Source organism: Escherichia sp. AM3, assembly GCF_032029835.1.
Taxonomy (GTDB): Bacteria; Pseudomonadota; Gammaproteobacteria; order Enterobacterales; family Enterobacteriaceae; genus Escherichia; species Escherichia coli.
This window is the reverse complement of sequence record NZ_JAVUPQ010000528.1, coordinates 1-541: the sequence shown is the minus strand read 5'-3', so window position 1 is coordinate 541 and position 541 is coordinate 1. Positions and strand designations below refer to the sequence as shown.

General features: G+C 43.4%; 1 protein-coding gene. It reads right to left on the bottom strand.

The features are described 5' to 3' along the window. Window positions 1-441 (bottom strand): transglycosylase SLT domain-containing protein (locus RTW80_RS27045; RefSeq protein WP_312721169.1); only part of this gene is annotated, 441 nt, incomplete at its 3' end. Window positions 442-541: the final 100 nt, after the last annotated feature.

Genomic DNA, 541 nt, shown 5'->3' with positions numbered 1-541 from the left:
TGCACCAACGGCCTCCCAGGTGACGCCCCATTTTTTAAATGCTATTGCCAGATAATAAGCACCGGTATAAATGTTCATGCAGGGATCTGTTGTCAGATGTTCTGGCTTAATTCCGTAGCGGGCCAGTTCGTTAAAATGCTGGGAATCTACCTGCATCAGTCCGCTGCCATATCCCGTTACCGGATTAATACCGATGGCATTAACCCGGTAACGGGATTCTTGCCATGATATTGCTCTCAGTAAATCAGGATCTATTTTGTAATCCCGGCCTGCAAGATCAAAGCATTCCGTGGCCTGGCAGATCTCATTTATAAACATCAGGCAGATGGCTAACATCCATTTTTTCATTTTTCCACCTCTGGTGACTTTATCCGTAAATAATTTAACCCACTCCACAAAAAGGCTCAACAGGTTGGTGGTTCTCACCACCAAAAGCACCACACCCCACGCAAAAACAAGTTTTTGCTGATTGTTCTTTATAAATAGAGAGTTATGAAAAATTCGGTTCGCTTACTCTCTGTAGGATATTGATATAAGCGGT